20 protein-coding genes are annotated in these 20,584 nt (G+C 63.6%); 10 read left to right on the top strand and 10 right to left on the bottom strand.

All coding sequences use genetic code 11. The annotated features are described in order from the left end of the window. Positions 1 to 24: 24 nt before the first annotated feature. The 8 genes from AC1DGP_RS13695 to AC1DGP_RS13730 form a co-directional block, all read right to left on the bottom strand. Complete coding sequence (locus AC1DGP_RS13695) at positions 25 to 687, bottom strand: peroxiredoxin (protein WP_476832219.1); 663 nt, start codon at positions 685 to 687, stop codon at positions 25 to 27. Positions 688 to 923: 236 nt separating this feature from the next. After that, a complete protein-coding gene (locus tag AC1DGP_RS13700) occupies positions 924 to 1,904 on the bottom strand; it encodes a peptide ABC transporter ATP-binding protein (protein ID WP_441487820.1) in 981 nt (326 codons plus the stop codon). Beyond that, the gene (locus AC1DGP_RS13705) at positions 1,901 to 2,926 is read right to left on the bottom strand and encodes an ABC transporter ATP-binding protein (protein WP_441487819.1); all 1,026 of its coding nucleotides are present in this window, start codon (positions 2,924 to 2,926) and stop codon (positions 1,901 to 1,903) included. The genes AC1DGP_RS13700 and AC1DGP_RS13705 overlap by 4 nt, the downstream gene beginning before the upstream one ends. A 2-nt stretch (positions 2,927 to 2,928) precedes the next feature. Next, positions 2,929 to 3,840, bottom strand: a complete 912-nt coding sequence (locus AC1DGP_RS13710) for an ABC transporter permease subunit (RefSeq protein ID WP_441487818.1) — start codon at positions 3,838 to 3,840, stop codon at positions 2,929 to 2,931. A 48-nt stretch (positions 3,841 to 3,888) separates the two neighbouring features. Continuing rightward, positions 3,889 to 4,899, bottom strand: a complete 1,011-nt coding sequence (locus AC1DGP_RS13715) for an ABC transporter permease subunit (RefSeq protein ID WP_069879020.1) — start codon at positions 4,897 to 4,899, stop codon at positions 3,889 to 3,891. 68 nt (positions 4,900 to 4,967) lie between these two features. Beyond that, positions 4,968 to 5,792, bottom strand: a complete 825-nt coding sequence (locus tag AC1DGP_RS13720) for a M55 family metallopeptidase (protein WP_441504269.1) — start codon at positions 5,790 to 5,792, stop codon at positions 4,968 to 4,970. A 66-nt stretch (positions 5,793 to 5,858) separates the two neighbouring features. After that, the gene (locus AC1DGP_RS13725; protein ID WP_476832220.1) at positions 5,859 to 7,469 is read right to left on the bottom strand and encodes an ABC transporter substrate-binding protein; all 1,611 of its coding nucleotides are present in this window, start codon (positions 7,467 to 7,469) and stop codon (positions 5,859 to 5,861) included. Between the two features lie 73 nt (positions 7,470 to 7,542). Continuing rightward, positions 7,543 to 9,132 (bottom strand): ABC transporter substrate-binding protein, encoded by a 1,590-nt coding sequence (locus AC1DGP_RS13730; RefSeq protein ID WP_441504267.1) that lies wholly within the window; start codon positions 9,130 to 9,132, stop codon positions 7,543 to 7,545. 412 nt (positions 9,133 to 9,544) lie between these two features. Between AC1DGP_RS13730 and AC1DGP_RS13735 the strand changes: the two genes are divergently transcribed. The 10 genes from AC1DGP_RS13735 to AC1DGP_RS13780 all read left to right on the top strand — a co-directional run bounded on the left by AC1DGP_RS13735 (position 9,545) and on the right by AC1DGP_RS13780 (position 18,929). Then, positions 9,545 to 10,240, top strand: a complete 696-nt coding sequence (locus AC1DGP_RS13735; protein WP_476832231.1) for an RNA polymerase sigma factor — start codon at positions 9,545 to 9,547, stop codon at positions 10,238 to 10,240. Between the two features lie 95 nt (positions 10,241 to 10,335). After that, positions 10,336 to 10,860: a DUF4142 domain-containing protein gene (locus AC1DGP_RS13740; protein ID WP_441504266.1), complete on the top strand. Its 525-nt coding sequence runs from the start codon at positions 10,336 to 10,338 to the stop codon at positions 10,858 to 10,860. 10 nt (positions 10,861 to 10,870) lie between these two features. Next, positions 10,871 to 11,191, top strand: coding sequence for a cupredoxin domain-containing protein (locus tag AC1DGP_RS13745; RefSeq protein ID WP_441504501.1), 321 nt, complete (start codon positions 10,871 to 10,873; stop codon positions 11,189 to 11,191). 73 nt (positions 11,192 to 11,264) lie between these two features. Further along, positions 11,265 to 12,170 carry a patatin-like phospholipase family protein gene (locus AC1DGP_RS13750; protein WP_441504265.1) on the top strand — a complete coding sequence of 302 codons (906 nt, stop codon included), beginning with the start codon at positions 11,265 to 11,267 and terminating at the stop codon, positions 12,168 to 12,170. Positions 12,171 to 12,324: 154 nt separating this feature from the next. After that, positions 12,325 to 13,227: an amino acid ABC transporter permease gene (locus AC1DGP_RS13755; protein WP_441504264.1), complete on the top strand. Its 903-nt coding sequence runs from the start codon at positions 12,325 to 12,327 to the stop codon at positions 13,225 to 13,227. A gap of 10 nt (positions 13,228 to 13,237) precedes the next feature. After that, entirely contained in the window at positions 13,238 to 14,002 is a 765-nt protein-coding gene (locus tag AC1DGP_RS13760) for an amino acid ABC transporter ATP-binding protein (RefSeq protein WP_441487809.1), read from the top strand. Positions 14,003 to 14,022: 20 nt separating this feature from the next. Beyond that, on the top strand, positions 14,023 to 14,853 hold the full coding sequence (locus tag AC1DGP_RS13765) for an ABC transporter substrate-binding protein (protein WP_441504263.1): 831 nt from the start codon (positions 14,023 to 14,025) through the stop codon (positions 14,851 to 14,853). A 124-nt stretch (positions 14,854 to 14,977) separates the two neighbouring features. After that, a complete protein-coding gene (gene argH / locus AC1DGP_RS13770) occupies positions 14,978 to 16,375 on the top strand; it encodes an argininosuccinate lyase (RefSeq protein ID WP_441504262.1) in 1,398 nt (465 codons plus the stop codon). A gap of 86 nt (positions 16,376 to 16,461) precedes the next feature. Next, entirely contained in the window at positions 16,462 to 17,571 is a 1,110-nt protein-coding gene (locus tag AC1DGP_RS13775) for an aminotransferase class I/II-fold pyridoxal phosphate-dependent enzyme (protein WP_441487806.1), read from the top strand. 5 nt (positions 17,572 to 17,576) lie between these two features. Continuing rightward, on the top strand, positions 17,577 to 18,929 hold the full coding sequence (locus tag AC1DGP_RS13780; protein WP_441504261.1) for a M20/M25/M40 family metallo-hydrolase: 1,353 nt from the start codon (positions 17,577 to 17,579) through the stop codon (positions 18,927 to 18,929). A gap of 62 nt (positions 18,930 to 18,991) precedes the next feature. Here the strand turns inward: AC1DGP_RS13780 and AC1DGP_RS13785 are convergent, their stop codons facing one another. Next, positions 18,992 to 19,966, bottom strand: a complete 975-nt coding sequence (locus AC1DGP_RS13785; RefSeq protein WP_441504260.1) for a Rossmann-fold NAD(P)-binding domain-containing protein — start codon at positions 19,964 to 19,966, stop codon at positions 18,992 to 18,994. Beyond that, the gene (locus AC1DGP_RS13790) at positions 19,959 to 20,576 is read right to left on the bottom strand and encodes a helix-turn-helix transcriptional regulator (protein ID WP_441487803.1); all 618 of its coding nucleotides are present in this window, start codon (positions 20,574 to 20,576) and stop codon (positions 19,959 to 19,961) included. Before AC1DGP_RS13790 ends, AC1DGP_RS13785 begins: the two co-directional genes overlap by 8 nt. Between the last annotated feature and the right edge of the window lie 8 nt (positions 20,577 to 20,584).

Here is a 20,584-nt window from a genome sequence, read left to right on the forward strand (position 1 = left end):
GCATCGCTTGAGGCAAAGTCTCTCTCAGCCCCCAGGCTGCGCCACGATGCGGATATAGGGCTTGGGTTCCCTCCAGCCATCCGGATAGAGCTGCTTCGCTTCATCGTTCGACACCGAGCCGGCGATGATCACGTCTTCACCCTCCTTCCAGTTGGCGGGGGTCGCGACCCGGTGCTTCGCCGTCAGCTGGAGTGAATCGATGACACGCAGAACCTCGTCGAAATTCCTCCCTGTCGTCATCGGATAGACCAGGATCAGTTTGATCTTCTTGTCGGGCCCGATGACGAAGACATTGCGCACGGTCTGGTTGTCGGCCGGCGTCCTGCCATCCGAGGTGCCGGATGTGCTGGCCGGCAGCATGCCGTAGAGCTTGGAGATCTCCAGATCCGGATCGCCGATCATCGGGTAGTTCGGCTTGTGGCCTTGCGTTTCCCCGATGTCCTCCGCCCAGCGTGCATGGTTCCCGACCGGGTCGACGCTGAAGCTGATGATCTTGACGTTGCGCCGATCGAACTCGGACTTGATCTTGGCCATGTAGCCGAGCTCGGTCGTGCAGACCGGCGTGAAATCCTTGGGGTGGGAGAAGAGCACACACCAGGAATCGCCGATCCAGTCGTGGAAGCGCATTCGCCCTTCCGTCGTTTCGGCCTCGAAATCAGGTGCTGTACTGCCGAGCTGGAGAATCATCACAAGCCTCCTGTCGCAACGACCTTGTCGCACAGGCCGATATTAACACGGAACGGCTGGGCGAAGGACATTCGCGACCGGCCACTGGACCAGATCAATGGTGGCGTAAGGCGGGGCAACCGCGGCGAACGCAGGCAATCAGCCCTGACGCGGCCGCCCCCCGATCTTCAACAAAAACCACGTCCCAACACTGTCGCGGTCGATCGAAGTCGACCGCGACTGCACGCGCTTGCAGCTCAGGCCGCCTCGGCCAGGAAGCGTTCCGCGTAATGGCAAGCGACGAGCCGCTCATCCAGCTGGCGCGCCACCGGGCGCTCGGCCCGGCAGAGATCGGTCACATAGGGGCAGCGGGTCGAGAACACGCAGCCCTTCGGCGGATCGAGCGGCGACGGCAGCTCGCCGCGCAGCACGATGCGTTCTCGCTTTCCTGCCGCCACGCTTGGCGTCGAGGCCAGCAGCGCCTGTGTATAGGGGTGCAAGGGCCGAGCGAAGATCGCATGCTTCGGGCCATGCTCGATGGCGTGGCCGAGATACATGACCATCACGTCATGTGCGATGTGACGCACGACGCCGAGATCATGCGAAATGAAGAGATAGGCGAGCTTGAGCTCGTCCTGAAGATCGGCCAGCAGATTGAGCACCTGGGCCTGGATCGAGACGTCGAGCGCCGAGACCGGCTCGTCGGCCACCAGCAGCTTCGGCGAGAGGATGAGCGCGCGCGCGATCGCGATGCGCTGGCGCTGCCCCCCCGAGAACTGATGCGGATAACGGTTGTAGTGTTCCGGACGCAGGCCGACCTTGGCCATCATCGCCCGCGCCCGCTCTGTCCGCTCCGCCTTCGTCAGCGCGGTATTGATCAGAAGTGGTTCTTCCAGGATCGCGCCGATCTTCTTGCGCGGGTTCAAAGAGCCATAGGGGTTCTGGAAGACGAGTTGCACGGTTCGCCGCAGGCGCTTGGCTTCGCCCGGAGGAGGCGTGACGGCGTCAAGACCGTCGAGCATCAACGCGCCCGAAGTCGGCTTCTCGATCAGCGTCGCCATGCGGGCGAGCGTCGACTTCCCGCAACCGGATTCGCCGACGACGGCGAGCGTCTTGCCGGCTTCCACGGAGAAGGACACGCCGGTGACCGCCTGCAACTGGGCCGGCGCGCGGAGGAAGCCGCGATTGACCGAATAGACCTGTGTCAGCTCGCGCGCTGTGACGATGGGAGTGCTCACGATGTGCTCTCCACCGTCACGGGGTGAATGCCACCCGCCGCTCTGGCCTTCTCCCGCTCCGGATCGCCAAGCGGGTAGTGGCAGCGGATCTGCCCTCCCTGCCAGGGCCGGAGATCCGGGCGCACAAGGCGCGAATGATCCGTGGCATAGGCGCAGCGCGGGCTGAACAGGCACCCCTGCGGGCGGTCATGCGGGCCGGGAACCATGCCGGGAATCGTCGCGAGCCGGTGCTCGCCTTCGCTGCGCTCCGGCAGGGCGGCAAGAAGTGCTGCGGAATAGGGATGCTGGGGGGCCGCGAAGAGGGACGCCACATTGCGCTCCTCCATCACCTGCCCGGCATACATCACCATGATGCGCTGCGCAGTCTCCGCGACCACGCCCATATTATGAGTGATCAGGACGAGCGCCATGCCGCGCTCCTTCTGCAGCGACATCAGGAGATCGAGGATCTGCGCCTGGATGGTGACGTCGAGCGCCGTCGTCGGCTCGTCGGCGATCAGCAGCCGGGGGTTGCACGCGATCGCCATGGCAATCATGACGCGCTGGTTCATGCCGCCGGACAATTGATGCGGGAAGGCCTTGAGGCGGCTTTCCGGCGCAGGGATTCCAACCTGTTCGAGCAGCTCGATGCTGCGCCTGCGCGCCGCCTTGCTATCCATCCCCTCATGCGCCTTCAGCGTCTCGGCCAGCTGGAAGCCGATGGTGAAGCAGGGATTGAGGCTGGTGCTCGGCTCCTGGAAGATCATCGCGACATCCTTGCCGGTGAGCTTCCGGCGCTCCCGATCGGAGATCTTGAGCAGGTCGCGCCCGGCAAAGGCGAGTCGGTCGGCCTTGATTCGGCCGGGATATGCGACAAGTCCCATCAGCGCGAGCATGGTGACGCTCTTGCCTGAACCGGACTCGCCGACCACCCCGAGGATCTCTCCTTCCTCGAGCGACAGGCTGACACCGTCGACCGCCCGCATCACCCCCGTAGAGGTCGGGAACTCGACACTCAGATTCTCAACTTCGAGCAGCGGCATGGTCAGCGCTTCAGTTTGGGATCGAGGGCATCGCGAAGGCCATCACCGAGCAGGTTGAACGCCAGCACGGTGATCAGGATCATCAGGCCCGGCAGGGTGACGACCCACCAGGCGCGCAGCACGAATTCACGCGCATCGGCCAGCATCGTGCCCCATTCGGGCGTCGGCGGCTGGGCGCCAAGGCCGAGGAAGCCGAGCGCCGCCGCGTCGAGGATCGCGGTGGAGACGCCGAGCGTCGCCTGGACGATCAGAGGGGCGGCGCAATTCGGCAGCACTTCCTTGAACATCAGGCGTAGCGTGCCGGCACCGCTGACGCGGGCTGCGATGACATAGTCCTTGGAGGTTTCGCCGATCACCGCCGCACGCGTGATGCGGACATAGTGCGGCAGCACCACGATGGCGACCGCCAGCATCGCGTTCATCAGGCCCGGCCCGAGGATCGCGACGATGACGATGGCGAGCAGCAGGCTCGGCATCGTCAGGACGATGTCCATCAGACGCATGATGACGATTTCGGTGATGCCCTTGAAGAAGCCGGCGACAAGGCCGAGCGCGATGCCTGCCGCCATGGCGATGGCAACGACCACGATGCCGATCACCAGCGAGAGACGGGCACCGTGAAGCAGTCGGGACAGGATATCGCGGCCGATCGCGTCGGTGCCGAGCGGATAGGCCAGCGAGCCACCCTCCTGCCAGAAGGGTGGCTTGAGGAAGACGGCATTGTTGGTGAGATAGGGCGAGTGCGGCGAGAGGACGTCGGCGAACACCGCCATCAGCAACACCGCGACGATGACGACGAGCCCGGCAACCGCGCCGCGATTGGCGCTGAAATAGCTCCAGAATTCGCGCAGCGGATGCGGCGGCGTGCCAGCCGGTACGGCAGCGGAGGGTGCTTCAAGCGTTTCGGCGGTCATCTGTCAGCGTCCCGCGAAGAAATCAGCCATGTCACGATCACAGGTCCTTCAGCGCGCATGTCTGATGCGTGGATTGATCAGGCCGTAAAGCAGATCGACCAGGAGGTTGACGCTCATGACGACGACGCCGATCAACAGGGTGCCCCCCTGCAGGACCGGATAGTCGCGCCGGCTGATCGCCTCGATCAGCCATTTGCCGACTCCCGGCCAGGAGAAGATCGTCTCGGTCAGGATCGCGCCGGTAAACAGTACGCCGACCTGCAGACCAATGACCGTCACCACCGGAATGAGCGCATTGCGCAGCGCATGCAGCGCAATGACCCTGAGAGGCGCCATGCCTTTGGCGCGCGCCGTGCGGATATAGTCCTCGCCGAGCACTTCAAGCATGGCGGAGCGCGTCATCCGGGCAATGACCGCAAGCGGGACCGTACCCAGGACGATCGCCGGCAGGACGAGATGCGACAGCGCCGACTTGAAGGCGCCGAAATCGCCCGCCAGCAGGCTGTCGATCGTCAGGAAGCCGGTTACCGGCTCGATATAATACTGCACCGCGATGCGGCCGGAGACCGGCGTGATGCCGAGCTGCACAGAGAATAGCAGGATCAGCAGCAGGCCCCACCAGAAGATCGGCATGGAATAACCGGTCAGGGAAAGCCCCATGACGCCGTGATCGAAGATCGAGTTGCGTTTGACCGCAGCCAGGATGCCAGCCGGCAGGCCGATCGCAAGCGCCAGGAAGATCGCGCATAGCGCAAGCTCGATCGTCGCCGGGAACAGCGCCGAGAATTCCGAGATGACGCTTTCGCGTGTCACGATCGACTTGCCGAGATCACCCTGCAGAACGCGACTGATATAGATGCCGTATTGCGTCAGAACCGGCTTGTCGAAGCCGAACTCCTTGCGCAAAAGCTCGTGGCGAGCCGGATCGATGCCACGCTCGCCGGCCATGGTCTCGATCGGATCGCCCGGGACCAGCCGGATCAGGAAAAAGGCGAGCAGCGTGATGCCGATGAAGGTCGGAATCACCAGGCTGACGCGGGTCAGGATGAAACGCAGCATGGATGAGCCAGTCTTGTCGGGGTACCGGCGGCCTGAAGCATGGACCGCGAACGGGATGTTTCGTCCTGCTATTGCAAATTAGAACTATATCCTAATGCGAAGACCAGGAAACGCTGCAAATCGAGGATATCATCGGCGATGTAGCGCACCGTGAACGCGTCGAGGCGCTCGATGCCCTTGAGCATGACGAGGTACTCGACCGGCTGCCGATAGAGGAAGCTGAGTTCCAGCGTGATCGGGCCCGGCAGCCGATAGGGGACGATTCCCGCCCGGCGTGCGATGGCGCGCTGCACGCCCTCGGCAATCAGCTCGTACGAGGCCTCCGGCATCAAGGTGCGCGCCGAGAGGCGGCTATGCGCCCATTTGACCGTGACGGCCTCGATATCGGGCAGGAGCGCCCTGGTCTCCTCGATGCAGACATCATCGCCGCTGACCAGCAGCACGGGCGTGCCGAAATGCCCGGCGATCGCGGCATTGATCATCGCTTCCGGGGCCGAGACGCCATTGACGCGAACCTCGCGCAGCGAAGCGCTGCGAAAGGTGTGCGCCAGGATGCCGTCCGGATTGGTGGCGCCAGCGTGGTACCCGATGAAAAGCGCGCCGGCATAGTCGCCCGACTCCATGCCCTGCATCATCGAGAGCGGGCGCGGCCACGATCGGACGACCTGGACTGCCTTGGGCAGGCGGTCCAGCAGCAGGTTCTGCGCGTTGCCATGGCTGTCGCTGATCACGACCTCGCTCGCCCCAGCCGCGAAGGCGGCGTTGGCGGCGGCGGCGACGCTGTCGGTCATCCAGATGCGCGCCGACTGATACTCAAACCCTTCGGGGCGCGTGTGCTCGCGCGTCACGACACCGGCGATGCCCTCGATATCCGCCGAAATATAGATCCGCATGATACTGCGCCCCCGCCACCAATTGTATTCGGGCGCGGTTCGCCTCTCCGCGCCCGAATGTCAACGTCATTTCGCCAGCGATACACCGGTAAAGGGCTGGCCGCCGAAGAAATGGATCTTGTAGTCTTTCACATCCTTGCGCACCGGCGTGAAGGCCTGCGCGTTTGCAAAGAGCAGACCCCCGACATCTTCCTGGAAAATCTCCTGCATGCGCAGGAACATCTTGGTGCGCTCGCCCTGATCCGTGATCGTATTGGCCTTGGTCAGGAGGTCGGAGAATTCCTTGTTGCACCAGCGTGCCCGGTTGGCGCCGGTTTTCACGCCATCGCAATGCCAGCCCGACAGCAGGATCTGGCTTGGATCCGGATAGTCCCAGGTGTAGCCGAACATGCCGACCTCATGGTCGCCGGCGCGGCCGCGCTTGAGATACTCACCCCATTCGAAACTCTGGATCTCCGCCTGGACGCCGATCTTCGCCCAATCCGCCTGAATCAGCTCGGCCGCACGGCGTCCGTTCGGCATATAGGCGCGAACGACGGGAATGGCCCAGAGCGTGGTCTTGAAGCCGTTCGGCAGGCCCGCCTCGGCGAGCAGGGCCTTGGCCTTCTCCGGATCATAGGGGCGCGGCTTCAGGCCTTCGTGATGCGACCAGAGCGAGGGCGGGACGATCGCGGCTGTCTGCTTGCCGGTGCCCTGATAGACTGCATCGATGATCGCAGGGATGTTGGTCGCATAGACCAGTGCCTCGCGCACCCGCTTGTCGTCAAAGGGCTTCTTCTGCTGGTTGAAGGCGAGGAAGCTCTGATCGGCAATGCTGCCGGAGAGCATCGTCAGATTGGGATCGGCCCGCATCGCCGGCAGGTCGCCGGGATTCGGATAGCGCGCGATCTGGCATTCGCCCGATTTCACCTTGGCGAACCGCACCGAGGCATCCGGCGTGATCACGAAGATCAGGTCGTTGACCAGCGCCATGCGATCCCGGTTTCCGGCCGCCTTGGTCCAATGGTCGGGCACCGCGCGAAAGMGGATCGTGGCGTCCTTCTGGTAGGCCAGCAACGAGAATGGGCCGGTACCGATCGGCGCCTGGTTGATCTGCTCAGGCGTGCTCGCCTTCAGCATCGCATCGCCATATTCCGCCGACAGGATCGACATGGGCTCGACCGAAAGCGCGCTGAGCAAGGGTGCGTAGGGCCGTGACAGGATGAGCCGGACGGTCTGGTCATCGACCTTCTCGACCGCCTTCAGGCTGGGCCGGACGATCTCGTTGAAGAACTGATAATTGGTGCTGCCGACCTTATGGTAGGGATGGTTCTCGTCGAACATGCGCTGGAACGAAAAGACCACGTCATCGGCCGTAAAGCCGCGTGTCGGCGTGAACGCCTTGTTCGCGTGCCATTTCACCCCGCTGCGCAGCTTGAACGTATAGGTCAGCCCATCCTCGGAAATGGTCCAGGATTCGGCCAGGCTCGGAATGATCTGGGAACCGCCGCGCTCGGTGGCGACCAGGCGATCATAGATCTGGGCCGCCACGTCGTAAGCCGTGTTCTGCGAAGAGAACTGCGGATTGAGGAAGTCGGGACTCGCCTCTGAGCAGACGACGAGCGTTTGAGCCGCGACCGCGCCAGCCTGTAAAGCTAACGCAACGGCAGCCGCCGCTGCGAAATGTCTAATCTTCATGACGCTCTCCCGAAGTAAAAAGGGCGCGGCCTCTCGGCCGCGCTCCAATCAATGCATCAGTCGGGGCAGGGCCTCAATTGATGTCAACGCCATAGAAGGTATGCCTGCTGAACGGGGATAGCTTGAAGTCCTTCACTTCCTTGCGGACAGGCTTCAGTTGCACCGCATGCGCGATGGTGAACCAGGGCGCCTGCTCCTTGAAGATCACCTGGGCCTGGCGATAGAGTTCGGTGCGCTGCGCCGTATCGGTAATCTTCTTGGCCTTCTGCACGATGTCCTCGAAGGGCTGGTAGCAGAACTTCGCGACGTTGCCGCCATTGTTCTTCGACGCATCGCAACCCAGCAGCGTGTGCAGGAAGTTGTCCGGATCGCCATTGTCGCCGGTCCAGCCGAACATGCCGGCCTGATGCTCGCCCGCCTGCAGGCGCTTGCGGTACTCGCCCCACTCGAAGGTCTTGATCTCGGCCTTGATGCCGACCTTGGCGAGATCCGCCTGCATCAGCTCCGCGATGCGCTTGGCGTTGGGGTTGTACGGCCGCTGCACCGGCATGGCCCAGAGGTCCATCTCGAAGCCGTTCGGATAACCCGCCTCGGCAAGCGCCTTCTTGGCGGCCTCGGGATCGAAGGGATCGTCCTTCACGGTCTCGTTGTAGGACCACATCGAGGGCGGAATCGGATTGATCGCCGCGATGCCGCTGCTCAGATAGACGGCGTCGATGATCGCCTTCTTGTTGATCGCCATGTTGACGGCATGGCGCACCTTGACGTCGTCGAACGGCTTCTTGGTGGTGTTGTAGGCGAGATAGCCGATGTTCAGGCCCGGCTGCTCCAGGATCTGGACATTGGCGTCCTTCTTCATCGCGTCCAGATCGGCCGGGTTCGGATAGGGCATGACATGGCATTCGCCCTTCTGAAGCTTGGCCCAGCGGACCGAGGCATCCGGCGTGATGGCGAAGATCAGGTCGTCGATCTTGGCCTTGCCGGCCCAGTATTCCGGGAACGCCTTGTACCGGATGATCGCATCCTTCTGATACTGCACCAGCGAGAACGGCCCGGTTCCGATCGGGTCCTGATCGATCTTCTCGGGCGTGCCGGCCTTCAGCATCGCATCGGCATATTCCTTCGACTGGATGCTGGCATATTGCATCGCGAGGTCTGACAGGAAAGGCGCCTCAGGGTTGTTCAGCGTGATCTTGACGGTGTAGTCATCGACCTTCTCGACCGACTTCAGCAACTTGGGCATGCCCATGTCGTTGAAATAGGAATGATTCGAGCTGGTGACCTTGTAATAGGGATTATCTTCTTTCCACTGCCGGTCGATCATGAAGATGAAGTCGTCGGCATTGAAGTCGCGCGTCGGCCTGAAGGCGCGGGTATTATGCCACTTCACGCCCTTGCGCAGGTTGAATGTGTAAACCAGCCCATCGTCCGAAACCGTCCATTTCTCGGCCAGAGCGGGGAGGACCTTGGTCCCGCCGCGTTCGAACTGGACGATGGTGTCGTAAATCTGGGTATTGGCATCGAACGACGTGCCTGTCGTGTTGATGCTCGGAGCGAAGTTCTCGGGACTACCTTCCGAACAATAGATCAACGTCTTGGCTGACAGCGGTCCCGCCGCCATCAGGGCAGCCGCCGACAGCGTGGCGAACAGGATTTTTTTCATGGTCAGCTCTCCCACTTAATGACCCTCGGGCCGGATTGGTCCGCGCCCAGTTCCGCCGAACCCGCCCTGCCCGCGGCAGGATCGTCGGCCCGAACGGAAGTTGGTCCCGATTGAGGCTGAACCTATTGGAATGCGCAGAGAGTGGGTAGCTGATTTTCTGGGGTTATGAACGCCGATCGGACCTGAGCCCTGGACGGCCTCGCCACAGCATAAACCGGCCAGTCCCGGCCTGCTTTCGCAATGGATGAGCGGCCTCGCTGCGGTGGCCGTCGCATGCTCAACAGGCCTATGCTGGGCAGGATCAGCTTCGCGGACCACTGCTGCCGCCAGCGCAGATCCCGCCGGCGCGTATCTGTTTTTCTGGGAACCTTTTCCGTCGCTTTCCATCTCATACAGAGGGAGGAGATCGCCCATGCCGCAGGTTCGAAGAGATGCGCTCGACTCTATATCGGTGCTCAACGACCTCGATCTGGCGCGCCGGGCGCTCGCGCGCGACGGCGATGCATTCCGCACGATCATGCGGACGCATAATCAGCGGCTCTACCGTCTCGCCCGCGGAGTCGTCCGCAATGATAGCGAAGCCGAAGACGTCGTGCAGGAGGCCTATCTCCGGGCCTTTACCCATCTCGAGAGTTTTCGCGGCGACTCCACGCTTGCCACCTGGTTGTCCCGCATCGTCATCAACGAAGCGCTCGGGCGTCTGCGCAAGAACCGGAAAGAGGCGGAACTCGCGCGATCAAGCGACCGGGGCGCCGCCGCCGCGCAGATCATTCAGTTTCCTTGCAACACGAGTTGTGACGATCCAGAGCGGGCCATGGCGCAACGACAGATCCTTCACCTTGTCGAGCGGGCAACCGACAATCTCCCCGATGCCTATCGCTCGGTCTTCATGGCCAGGGTCATCGAAGGCCTGAGCGTCGAAGAAACGGCGGAATTGCTCGGTCTGCGGCCCGAAACCGTCAAGACCCGTCTGCACCGGGCCAGACACCTCCTGCGCAAGCAGCTGGACGAACAGATCGGTCCCGTCCTGCTCGACGCCTTTCCATTTGCCGGCCGGCGCTGCGAGCGCCTGACCGGCGCGGTGATGAAACGGCTCGGCTTTCCCTGATCAATCCGGGAACGTTTTCGATCCCGCAGCATCCAATGATCGTCAATTGAAAGACAAAGCCTGAAGCAATTAAGCGATCAGGCAAAGGAGGTTCCATGTTCACGCGACAGAACACGGCATTGGCCGCACTTGGCCTTCTCGGTGCGATGTCCTTGGCGCAAGCCGCCGACACGCCGACCGATCCGCAGATCGCGCACATCGCCTATACCGCCGGCACGATCGACGTCGAGGCGGCAAAGCAAGCCATCGCGAAATCCAAGAACAAGACCGTCGTAGCCTTTGCCCATGACATGGTTCGAGACCATGAAGCGGTGAACAAGCAGGCGCTCGACCTGGTCAAGAAGCTGAAGGTCAGCCCTGAAGACAACGATACCAGCCGCGCCTTGTCTCAGGCCGCGACAGCGGAGCGGAGCAAGCTCTCGAAACTCCAGGGCGCAGCCTTCGACAAGGCCTATGTCGATAACGAAGTGGCCTACCACAAGCAGGTGAACGGCGCGCTCCAGACACTGCTGATCCCCTCGGCAAGCAACACCGAGCTGAAGGGCCTGCTCGAAACCGGCCTGAAGATTTTCCAGGGCCACGAGCAGCACGCCGCACATGTCGCAGCCGAACTCCGGTGAGGACAAGATCATGTCGTTGAAGCGGCGCCTCTGGGCCATTGCCGGACTGTCGCTGACTCTGGGCGCTGTTCCGGCACAAGCGGAAACCATTCAGGTCGGGATCGACCGGCTGGTGTTTTCGCCTGCGGAGATCACCATGAAGGTCGGGGACACCGTCGAGTGGCTCAACAAGGACATTCTCGCCCACACCGCGACCGTGAAGGGCGGGATGGACGTGATGATCCAGCCGAAGAAATCGGCGAGTCTGGTCCTGCAGAAGATGGAAACGGTCGAGTATTACTGCCGCTTCCACCCCAACATGAAGGGCCGCATCACGGTGTCGGCGCCATAGCCGCCGACATCCTGGCTTCGCGGTCGCGACAGCACCCGGCGTCACGACCGCGGAATCCGAGGAGGCCCTGCCCATGACCAGCGCCGCTGCCCGACCAGCAACCGCCTTCGTCCTTGCGGGAGGTGGCAGTTTCGGCGCCATCCAGGTCGGCATGCTGCGATCGCTCGCGAGCCAGGGCATTGCAGCCGATATGGTCGTTGGTTCAAGCGTCGGAGCGCTGAATGGCGCCTATTACGCGGGGAACCCCACGCTTGAAGGTGTCCAACGACTGGAGACGATCTGGCGCGGACTGCGCCGGCGCGACGTGTTCCCGTTGAGCTGGCGCACGATGCTCGGCTTCCTGTACCGGCGGGACTTCCTTATCGCCTCGGATCCGTTGCATCGGCTTGTTGAGCGCAATCTCTCTTACGCCAATCTGGAGGACGCAAAGATCCCGATGCATGTCGTCACGACCGACATTCTCTCGGGCGAGACGGTCGTGCTTTCGGAGGGCTCGGCTGCGCAGGCCATCATTGCGAGCGTGGCGATACCGGCAGCCTTCGCGCCGGTACGGTTCAACGGCCTCTATCTCGCCGATGGCGCGATATCGAGCAACACGCCGGTCAAGGTCGCAATCGCATGCGGCGCCAAGCGCCTGATCGTTCTCCCCACCGGCTACGCCTTTGCTCTTGACAAGCCACCGGTCGGGGCCGTCGCAAGCGCGCTGCATGCCTTGACGCTGCTGATCGTGCGGCAACTTTTCAGCGAGCTGCAAGGGCTCGACGGCAGCATCGATTTCTTCGTCCTGCCGCCGCTCTGCCCACTCGCCGGATCGCCCTATGATTTCTCGATGACCAGCGAGCTGATCGAACGGGCGGCGAAGAGCACCGACGCCTGGATTGCCGACGGCGGCCTCGACCGGCCGGGCGCTCTTGCCCATTTGAGCACACACAAGCACTCGGGATCACAGGGTGAATGCGGCAGCGTGCTCTCTCATTGAGGCCGCTCCTCTCGAAGAATCCTAGCGCGTCAAGCGCGAGGCAGCGCGCTTGACACCCATGCCTCAGATTAGACAAAAATATTTGATTTGGAATTTACAGTCCATCTACCGCCTGTTATGGCTCCCGCAACGATCGGGAAGATCGGGGGGATGAATGGCTGCCGACAGGGTTGTTTGCCGGAAGGGCGCGATTTACGGCGACGAGATCCTGGAGGTCGCGGCGCTTCCCACGATCCGCAGACGCCATTACGGCCGCGTCGTCGGCGTCGCCCTGATCGTCGTCGCCCTGGCCTTCATCGCCAAGGCCTTCTCCGAGGGCCAGATCGAATGGAAGATCGTTGGCCAGTTCTTCACGGCCCCGGCCATCCTCTTCGGCCTTCTCAACACGATCTGGATGACCTTGTACGCGATGGCGCTGGGCATCGTGCTCGGCGTGATCTTCGCGATCATGTACATGTCGCCCAATCCCGTGATCAGCCGCTGCGCGGTCGCCTATATCTGGTTCTTTCGCGGCACGCCGCTGCTGCTCCAGCTTCTGCTCTGGTTCAACCTCGCTCTGGTCTTCCCCACCATCTCGATCCCCGGACTCTTCGAAGCCCGCATGGTCGACGTGATGACACCCTTCGTCGCGACGCTGCTTGGGCTCGGCCTGAATCAGGGCGCCTACACGGCGGAGGTCGTGCGCGGCGGCATTCTCTCGGTCGATACGGGCCAGGTCGAGGCGAGCAAGAGCATCGGCATGACGCCGCTGGCGACGCTGTTCTACATCGTGCTGCCGCAGGCGATGCGGGTCATCGTGCCGCCGGTCGGCAACGAGGTCATCAGCATGGTCAAGCTGACCTCGATCGCCAGCGTGATCGGCTATAGCGAAGTCCTGCGCAACTCACAGGACGTCTATTACGCGAATGGCCGCGTCATCGAGCTCCTGATCGTCACCGCGTGCTGGTATCTCGCGGTCGTGACCTTGCTCCAGATCGGCCAGCACTTCATCGAGCGCTATTTCTCCAAGGGTTATACCCGGCGCAACGGGGTGCCCGCTCCGGCCGCGTCGGCGTGAGGTGGCCATCATGAACGAGATGGTCCGCGCCGCCGGCGTCAACAAGGTCTTCGGAACATTCGCAGCACTGAAGGACGTCTCGCTTGCGGTCTCGCGCGGCGAGGTGACCTGCATCATCGGCCCCTCGGGCTCGGGCAAGAGCACGTTCCTGCGCTGCATCAACCAGCTTGAGCGCCCCGATTCCGGTGCGATCGTCATCGACGGCGAGCTCATCGGCTATCATCGCACCAAACAGCACCTGCTGGAGCTCGCCGACAAGGAGGTTGCCCGGCAAAGGCTGATGACCGGCATGGTCTTCCAGCGCTTCAACCTCTTCGCGCATCTGACGGCACTGCAAAACGTGATGCTCGGGCCGATCAAGGTCCAGGGCAGACCGCGGCGCGAGGTCGAGAAGGAAGCGGTGACGCTGCTTGAGCGGGTCGGTCTCGCCGATAAGCGTTTCAACTATCCCAGTGAACTCTCCGGCGGCCAGCAGCAGCGCGTCGCGATCGCCCGCGCGCTGGCAATCCAGCCGAAGCTGCTGCTTTTCGACGAACCGACATCGGCGCTCGACCCCGAACTGGTGGGTGAAGTCCTGAACGTCATGCGCGATCTGGCCCGCTCCGGAATGACCATGATCGTGGTGACGCATGAGCTCGCCTTCGCCCGCGAGGTCGCCGACCATGTCGTCTTCATGGATCAGGGCGCCATCGTCGAACGAGGTGCCCCCGGCGCCATCCTCGTCGATCCGCAGCACCCCCGGACACAGAACTTTATCAAAGCGGTCCTGAAGTGACCGAGCAGGAGGAAAGCCCCATGAAAAGATCGATTGCCCTTGGCGCCGGGTTGGCAGCGCTGCTCGCCTGCTCAGTTGCCCATGCCGACGACTCGCTCACGAAGGTCAAGCAGGCCGGCAAGCTCGTCATCGCGACGATGCCGAACTATCCGCCGATCACCTACAAGGATCCCGCCACGAGCAAGCTGACCGGCTTCGACATCGACCTCGGCGAGGCCATTGCCGCAGAGCTCGGCCTCAAGGTCGAGTGGCAGGAAATCGCCTTCGCCCAGATGCTCCCCTCGCTCCAGACCGAGCGCGTCGACACAGCTCTCGCCGGAATGAGCGACACCGTTCCGCGGCGCGAGATCGTCGACTTCGTCGACTATATGCGCTCCGGCACCCAGTTCTATACGGGCGCCCAGCAGGCAGCCAAGATCAAGACCCCGGCCGATCTGTGCGGCAAGAAGGTCGGCGCCAGCCGCAGCACCAACAACCCGCAGCGCATCGCCGAATGGAGCACCGCAAACTGCGAGTCCAAGGGAGCGCCTGCGATCACCGTGGTCGGCACCGAAGGCTCGGTCGACGCGCGCAACCAGCTCAAGACCCAGCGCATCGACGCCTCCGTGCAGGGCAATGAGACCCTGCCCTATTTCCAGGCAATGGAGCCGAACACCTATGTCCTGCTCGGCGAACCCTTGACCGAGGAGATCACCGGTCTGCCGGTGCTGAAGACGAAGCCGGCACTGCGCGATGCCATCAAGGATGCGCTCGACAGGCTGGTGAAGAACGGCACCTATGCCAAAATCCTGGACAAATACGGCCTCGCCCGGAACGGTATGAGCGAGATCAAGATCAACAGCGCCAAGTGACACCCAATAGGTGACACGCAAAGGGGCGGCGCCTGCCGCCCCTTTCACCTATCCCCCGCCTGAGCCTTGCCCTGTCTGTGCGGGGCTCAGGCCACCACGTTCTGAACAACAGGAAGCTGAAGAGATGTCGGAGCAGAAGAGTGGCGCCAACAAGATGTGGGGCGGACGCTTCACGACGGCGCCGGCGGAGATCATGAAGAAGATCAATCCGTCGATCGGCTTCGACTATCGCCTCTACCGGCAGGACATCGCCGCCTCGAAGGTCCATGCCCGGATGCTGGCGCGGCAGGGCATCATCGGCGAGACGGACAACGAGACAATCCAGGCAGGGCTCGACCAGATCCTCCGGGAGATCGAGGAGAGCCGCTTTACCTTCAGCGTCGATCTCGAGGACATTCACATGAATGTCGAGGCGCGGCTGAAGGAGATCGTCGGCGAGCCGGCGGGCCGGCTTCATACCGCTCGCAGCCGCAACGACCAGGCCGTCACCGACGTCCGCCTGTGGATGCGCGATGCGATCGACGGGCTCGATGCGGTCGTGCAGGAACTGCAGCGCGCCCTGATCGAACGCGCCGGCGAGCATGTCGAGACCCTGATGCCGGGCTTCACTCATATGCAGGTCGCGCAGCCCGTTACCTTCGGCCACCATCTCATGGCCTATGTCGAGATGTTCGGCCGCGACCGGCAGCGGCTGGCAGGTGCTCGCGAGCGCACCAATATCTGCCCGCTGGGCGCCGCCGCCCTGGCCGGAACCGCCTTCCCCATCGACCGGCATTTCACGGCCGAGCAACTCGGCTTCTCCGCCCCGACCGAGAACTCGATGGATTCGGTCGCCTCGCGCGATCACATCGTCGAGCTGCTGTTTTGCTGCTCGATGCTGGCCGTGCATCTCTCGCGCATCGCCGAGGAGATCACCTTGTGGTGCAGCGACGGCTTCCGATTCATCGCCCTGTCGGACGCCTTCACGACCGGCTCCTCGATCATGCCGCAGAAGCGCAATCCCGATGCGGCCGAACTCGTACGCGGCAAGACCGGGCGTGTCGTCGGCTCGCTGAATGCCCTGCTCATGACCGTCAAGGGTCTGCCCATGACATTCATGAAGGACATGCAGGAAGACAAGGAGCCCATGTTCGACGCATTGGAGACAGTCCAGCTCTGCGCCGAGGCCACGACCGGCATGATACGCGACCTGACCGTCCGCCCGGACCAGATGCGCAGCTTCCTGGAACGCGGCTTTCCGACCGCGACGGACCTCGCCGACTGGCTCGTTCGCGAGGGCGGCATCCCCTTCCGCGACGCCCATCACATCACCGCCAAGGTCGTMGCCAGGGCCGAGGCCAAGGGCTGCACCTTGAGCGCGCTTGATATCGAGAGCATGCGGGACGTCGATCCGCGCATCACCGAGAAGGTCTACTCGGTGCTTGCGCCGGAGCATTCGGTGAACAGCCGCCGCAGCTATGGCGGAACCTCGCCGGATGTCGTGCGGGAAGCGATCGCACGGGCAAACGCGCGCTGGCTGTGACGCCCGGCATCTGCGCGAAACCAGGGGGAAGTGCTGCCGTTCCGCAGTGAGCCTGCAGCCTTTCCGTTCGATGGAAGGAATGAGCCTTGAAATTCGATATCTTCCAGATGGAGCGCAATCAGACGCTCTTCGAGAACGAGGTGGAGATCAATCTCACCGAGAGCGGCGTTCATCCCTGGGCGATCGAGGACATCCTCCCGCCAAGCGAGATGCAGGACCTGCTCAAGCTGCCATTGGGCTATGGCTGGACCGATGGCCGGCCTGACCTGAGGGCGAATATCGCCTCATGGTATCCGGGAGCCGGGCCGTCCAACGTTCTCGTGACCAATGGCTCCTCCGAGGCGACGATGATCGCGCTGATGACGCTCGTCGAGCCCGGCGAGCGCATCGTCTTTGCCGTCCCCAATTTCATGCAGGTGGATGGTCTTGGCCGCGCACTCGGATTCGACGTCCAGCGACTTGAACTGAGCGGTGACAATGGCTGGCAGTTCGACCCCGCCAGCCTCGATGCGGCCGCGGCGGGAGCCAAGGTCATCGCCGTCACCAATCCGGCCAACCCGACCGGCAGCGTGCTGACGCAGGAAAGCCGCGACGCGCTTGTCGCTGCGGCAAGGCAGAGCGGTGCCTGGCTGCTGGTGGACGAGATCTATCGCGGAGGCGAGATCGACGGGCCTGAAACCCGGACGCTCTGGGGCACCTATCCGCGACTGGTGGTGACGAGCAGCCTGTCGAAATCCTTCGCCTGTCCGGGCCTGCGCCTCGGCTGGATCGTCGCACCAGTCGACGTGGTTGCCGGCGCCGCGGAACGTCAGGACTATACGACGATCGGCAGCGGCATCCTGAGCCAGATCCTTGCGGCAGCAGTCATGAAGCCCGATACGCGCAGCCGTCTCCTGTCGCGTGGCCGCGACCTGCTGCGAACCAATGCCAATCTCGTCGGCGACTGGATGTCGCGTCATCCCGGCTGGTCGTGGAAGCGGCCGGAGGCGGGCGGCATGGCCTTCCTGCGCTATCCTCTCAACCTGCCGTCCGAGGAATTCTCCCGCCTGCTTCGTGAGGAGGAGAGCGTCTTCGTCGTCGCCGGCAGCTGGTTCGGGATCGAACAGCACATCCGGATCGGCATCGGCGTGCCGACCGAAACGCTCGCCGAGGGGCTGAAGCGCCTCGACCGGTTTCTGGTCCATCACGCGGGGTGAATGCGGTGGATGACGCGGTCAGCCGTGGACGGGACGATCTGGCCCGTCTCGTTGCCATTCCCTCGGTCAGCGCCGAGGGACGCGGCCTGAACGAGGCGGCGACCCTCGTCCGGGATCTGCTCGACGACGCTGGCTTCGTCACCGAGATCCACCCTGGCTCGGTCGGTCCCTTCGTCGTCGGCACGGCTGGCGAGGGACCGCTGACCGTCGTGATCTACAATCACTCCGACGTGCAGCCGGAGGGTGACGCGGCGCTCTGGCTGAGCCCGCCCTACACCCTGACGGAACGCGATGGCCGCCTCTATGGCCGCGGCGCGGCCGACGACAAGGGCGAATTCGCCAGCCGTCTTGCCGGCTGGCGCCGCTTCCAGGCCCAGCAGGGCGGGCCGCTTCCGTTCCGGCTGATCTGGATCGTTGATGGCGAGGAGGAGATCGGCAGTCCTTCGCTCGATGGCTTCCTGGCGAAGCGCTTCGCCGGCGAGCGCGCCGATCTGTGCTGGTGGGAATTCGGCGAGATCGATGCCTCCGGCCGGCCTGTCATCCTGTGCGGCTTCAAGGGCATCACCGCGATCGAGCTGCGCTGCCGCACCGCGAGGGGCGACCTGCATTCGAGCTACGGGGCCGTCTACGATAACGCGCTCTGGCGCATCTGCGCCGCCGTCGCCTCGATGCGCGATTCTGCGGGGCGGATCACGATCGATGGCTTTTATGACGATGTGCGGGCGCCCTCGGCTGCGGAGCGCGCTACCGTACTGCCGCCGCCCTTCTCGCTTGCCAGCGTCAGTGCTGCGACGGGCGGGGAGCGTACGCTGAACGGCGTCGACGACCAGAACTTCTTCTCCGCGATGAATTTCGCTCCCTGCCTCAATGTCAATGGCATCGGCGGCGGCTATCAGGGCGAGGGAGCCAAGACCGTGCTGCCCGCGGAGGCTTTCGCCAAGCTCGATTTCCGACTTGTGCCAAATCAGGCTCCAACGCGCGTCGTCGAACTTGTGCGAGACCATCTCGAACGCATCGGCATGGCGGATATCGAGGTCATCGTTCACGACGCCATCGTCAGGCCGGTGCGCAGCGACGCCGGTCACTGGTTCGTCGCCGCCTGCTCGGAGATTCTTGAAACTGAGTTCGGCCGCCTCCCGATTGTCCAACCCAGCTCCCCGGCGTCGGGCACCGCCCATCCCTTCATCGACCATCTCCGCACGGATGTATTCGGGATCGGCCTCACCCACCACGGGGCGCAGTTGCACGCGCCGAACGAAAACATCGAGATCGATCATTTCGAACGGATGGTCGCGGCGTCCTGCGCCATCTTCAGGATGCTGGCGCGCCGTGCGAATGCGGACCAGGCCGCCATCTAGCGCGGCCTGTCATTCACCGGCTACCCTGGGTCGAGACACCTGATCTGCGGTGCCCGCAGACACTATCGGGCACCCGGCCTCAGCGAGGCGCCGCAGCCTTCGAGGACGACGCGCGCGATCGCGATGTCCTGAACGGCAAGCCCGGTCAGATCAGCAATCGTGATGTCGCGGGCGTCGTTGCGTCCGATCGCGTGCCCGGCAAGGACCGCACCAAGTTCAACGCAAGCCCTGCGCTCGATCAATCCCTCGCGGGCCGCGGCGGCAAATTCGCCATGGTCGAGGCACTGATCGAGGGAATCGGCGATTCTGATATCGGCTGCCGCGACCAGGCCGCTCTCGAGCTCCTGCTTGCCCGGCGCATCCGCCCCCATGGCCGTGATATGTGTGCCTGGCCGGATCCATGCCGCCTTGAGCAGGGGGCTCGTGGCCGGCGTCGTGGTGATGATGGCGTCCGTCTCGGCACACAGAGCCTCGGGCGATGTCGCGAGGGTAACAGCAATGCCTTCGGCCAGCAGCTCCGCCTGCACCGCCTCGGCGCGCTCCGCCGAGCGCGCCCAGATCGCGAATTGCGGCGCCCGTTCGCGCATCAGGTGGGCGGCGGCACGGATCTGAAAGCGGGCCTGCGTGCCGGCACCGACAACGCCGATGCGACGCGCGTCGCTGCGGGCTCCGGCTCTGGTCGCGATGGCACCGGCGAGCGCGGTGCGCAGATCGGTCAGCCACCCCTCGTCACGCAAGATCGCCACGACCGCACCGGTCTCGGCCGAGAGCGCGATCATCATGCCGCTGCTGGTCGGCAGGCCGCGCCTCGGATTGTCGTAGAAACCGGTCGCGATCTTCACCACGAAGATCGGATCCCCGGTGATGTGACCGAATTTGATATGGCAGTCGCCGTGATGCGCGGGAAAGCCGAGATAGCCGACGGGCGGCATCTGCACCCGTCCCGCCGAGGCGGCCTTGAACCCCTCCTCCAGCGCCACGACGGCCCGATCGAGATCAATGGCGGCTTCGATCTGGGCCCGCGCCAGATCAAGCATCGGTCGGTCCGTTCGCCTGGTTCAGATAGTTGTAGACGGTGGCGCGCGCGAGCCCGAGGACGCGCGAGATATAGGCTGCAGCATTGCGCCCGCCAAAGGCGCCGCTCGCGGCAAGATCGGCCACCAGTTGCCGCTTCTGCTCGCGGCTCAGCGCGGTCACGATCAGGCCGCGCTCCTGCGTCCATTGCTGGACATACTCGTTGATGCGCTCATGCCAATCCTCCTTGAACAGGACGGGCGGCTTGTCGGCTCCGGCGGGCACGGCCACGAGCGCGCCGAGCGTCTGCATCACGGCGTGGAAATGCGAGACGTCGACATTGATGCAGAGCACGCCGATCGCCGCGCCATTGGCGGTGAGGACGACGCTGATCGATTTGATCCGGCGGCCGTCCCAGTTGATCTTCTCGTAGGGACCGATCGTCGTCTCGGCCTCATCGAAACCGATCTCGTTCAGGAGCGATGGCTCGCCCAGGACGCGCTGCGAGAAGTTGCCGGCGATATGGACCACGGTCTGCGAGCCGAGATCGTGCAGCACGACCTCGGCATAGGGACGGAACAGCAGGGCGACGGCGTCGCAGATCGGCGCATAGGCCATGAGTTCGGTCGGCATGATCCAGG

Source organism: Allobosea sp. 05T433 (assembly GCF_056396065.1).

Coding starts and splice junctions, on each gene's coding strand:
- AC1DGP_RS13735 (WP_476832231.1), top strand. CDS start 9,545: ATGCCGCAGGTTCGAAGAGATGCGCTCGACTCTATATCGGTGCTCAAC.
- AC1DGP_RS13760 (WP_441487809.1), top strand. CDS start 13,238: ATGAACGAGATGGTCCGCGCCGCCGGCGTCAACAAGGTCTTCGGAACA.
- AC1DGP_RS13705 (WP_441487819.1), bottom strand. CDS start 2,926: ATGCCGCTGCTCGAAGTTGAGAATCTGAGTGTCGAGTTCCCGACCTCT.
- AC1DGP_RS13785 (WP_441504260.1), bottom strand. CDS start 19,966: ATGCTTGATCTGGCGCGGGCCCAGATCGAAGCCGCCATTGATCTCGAT.
- AC1DGP_RS13740 (WP_441504266.1), top strand. CDS start 10,336: ATGTTCACGCGACAGAACACGGCATTGGCCGCACTTGGCCTTCTCGGT.
- AC1DGP_RS13790 (WP_441487803.1), bottom strand. CDS start 20,576: ATGCCGACCGAACTCATGGCCTATGCGCCGATCTGCGACGCCGTCGCC.
- AC1DGP_RS13765 (WP_441504263.1), top strand. CDS start 14,023: ATGAAAAGATCGATTGCCCTTGGCGCCGGGTTGGCAGCGCTGCTCGCC.
- AC1DGP_RS13715 (WP_069879020.1), bottom strand. CDS start 4,899: ATGCTGCGTTTCATCCTGACCCGCGTCAGCCTGGTGATTCCGACCTTC.
- AC1DGP_RS13755 (WP_441504264.1), top strand. CDS start 12,325: ATGGCTGCCGACAGGGTTGTTTGCCGGAAGGGCGCGATTTACGGCGAC.
- AC1DGP_RS13730 (WP_441504267.1), bottom strand. CDS start 9,132: ATGAAAAAAATCCTGTTCGCCACGCTGTCGGCGGCTGCCCTGATGGCG.
- AC1DGP_RS13695 (WP_476832219.1), bottom strand. CDS start 687: ATGATTCTCCAGCTCGGCAGTACAGCACCTGATTTCGAGGCCGAAACG.
- AC1DGP_RS13750 (WP_441504265.1), top strand. CDS start 11,265: ATGACCAGCGCCGCTGCCCGACCAGCAACCGCCTTCGTCCTTGCGGGA.
- AC1DGP_RS13720 (WP_441504269.1), bottom strand. CDS start 5,792: ATGCGGATCTATATTTCGGCGGATATCGAGGGCATCGCCGGTGTCGTG.
- AC1DGP_RS13710 (WP_441487818.1), bottom strand. CDS start 3,840: ATGACCGCCGAAACGCTTGAAGCACCCTCCGCTGCCGTACCGGCTGGC.
- AC1DGP_RS13745 (WP_441504501.1), top strand. CDS start 10,871: ATGTCGTTGAAGCGGCGCCTCTGGGCCATTGCCGGACTGTCGCTGACT.